This window comes from Parashewanella hymeniacidonis, from assembly GCF_016900895.1.
GTDB lineage: Bacteria > Pseudomonadota > Gammaproteobacteria > Enterobacterales > Shewanellaceae > Parashewanella > Parashewanella hymeniacidonis.
In genome coordinates, this window is the sequence record NZ_JAFEUN010000256.1 from 1 (window position 1) to 1,711 (window position 1,711).

Here is a 1,711-nt window from a genome sequence, read left to right on the forward strand (position 1 = left end):
TGGACAAGTAACGCCTTCTTTCCACCTCAATTGACGAACCCTTTCGTAGCATTTCTTGTTGCTAATTAGGTTAACTATACTGAGAATTTCCATTTTGAAAAGTATCTCAAAGGCAAACACTCAGACAAGTTTATCAGAGCAGTTTGAATTACGATATGAGCCACTTTCTAACGGGTGACCTTACGCCGAATGAAGATTTGGTGATTGGTGCTCGAAATGAACTGAGAAACAAAGCGCATCAGCATGGCACTAATGTAGTTTATATTCAAGATATGAAAAATACTTAATGCCTATGGCTCATTAGGAACAACAAATACCACAGTAGTAGGGAAAGCGTATTTTTGTAAGAAGTAATGTTACCTTTTACTTTGAGTACTTTTAAACAGAGAGGCTTTTAAGCCTCATTTTAATTTTACCAATTAAGTAAGCTCTGTATAAATCGCCTTACTCTAGTTGTTGCTGGCTGCACATCATAATTATCACTTGTGACTTGGCAAAGCACTCCGCCTTTTAATGCATTACTTAAGCTTTTGTGCTCAAGTGCGACTTCTCTTTGTACAATTATCTTTCTTACTGCAGTTCTAGAGAGTAATGTTCTAGTACCTTGGTATTCAATGCAGAGGGTATTTTCAGGTGTTAAAGGCCGAAAAGTGACAGGACATCTGTCTTTAAAGCTCGACGTTGTTAAGTTAGTACTACTAGTAGGGAGTTGCACGCTTTCTAAAATAAAGTCTTGGTATCTATTAGCTCTATTTTTTCTTGGCACATTTACATCAATTGTAGAATCGGTGTCAGATTCTTGGTTCAAATTACTTCGTATTGAAGTAGTACTAAGACTGCTAGCAGGTGACTCACTGTTTAATGTGACGGAACTGATTTCAAAACGATTGTCTGAGTCATTGTCACTGTCAGTAGCTTGGCTAGAATGTGAATCTTCGAGTTCTTTTTTTGTAGAAGGTTCTTGGTTCGGAAGAGGTGGCTCTGTGGTATCAAATAGAGCAGGCTTCTCTCTTTTGATACAGTCTTTAATAAGGGTACGCATTGGGTTTGATAAACTGGATGCACAATAGCTTTCTTCTTTGAGAATTTGATTCAATGTTTTTTCTAGCTGGCGTTTTTGTCTTTCTTCTTTATTGAATCGCCTAAAGAAAGTCCTTTGAATCCAGTTGGGCTTTTCGTCTACCCCACATCTTCGAACTGTGAAAGGTTGTGGGGTGAAGTAATCACCTTTGTATAGATTATTTGTGTAAAAGTTCTCATTTAAGGAGGTTCTGTCGAATGGAGTAATTAGATCATATTCATATTGGCCGATAGTCAGCTTAGGATAAATAGGGTCTAAGCCGTTCCCCCAAATTTGGCGTACGACAATATTTCGTAATTGCTCATGAGTACAGGTTGCTTGTGGGCCACTTTCTGTAACTATCGACATATCGCAATGACCTCCATGCAAAATTTCGGCCTTATAGCTTTATTTAAATCTATTGCAGGGTAACTGCAATATTAATGAATAAAGATTAATAGTAACCCATATTCCGCATGGGTAATCAGGTTAAATTTATATTTCAAATTTAACCTGATTTTTAACACTAAAATAATAATACATCGTCTGGTATCCTAAATTTTATGCATGACAAGCGGCTTCAACTAAGAAGCTACACTTTCTGTTTTTTTACCTACGCAATGTTGTAAATCTTACAGATTTCCTCACCAA

The 1,711-nt window shown here is 36.9% G+C and carries 2 protein-coding genes; one reads left to right on the forward strand and one right to left on the reverse strand.

Translation table 11 applies throughout. The annotated features are described in order from the left end of the window. Positions 1-155 precede the first annotated feature (155 nt). Complete coding sequence (locus JQC92_RS22155; RefSeq protein WP_205001695.1) at positions 156-287, forward strand: DUF4156 domain-containing protein; 132 nt, start codon at positions 156-158, stop codon at positions 285-287. A 125-nt stretch (positions 288-412) separates the two neighbouring features. On the opposite strand, the gene JQC92_RS22160 is transcribed toward JQC92_RS22155, so the two are convergent. Further along, the gene (locus JQC92_RS22160; RefSeq protein WP_205001696.1) at positions 413-1,429 is read right to left on the reverse strand and encodes a hypothetical protein; all 1,017 of its coding nucleotides are present in this window, start codon (positions 1,427-1,429) and stop codon (positions 413-415) included. Positions 1,430-1,711: the final 282 nt, after the last annotated feature.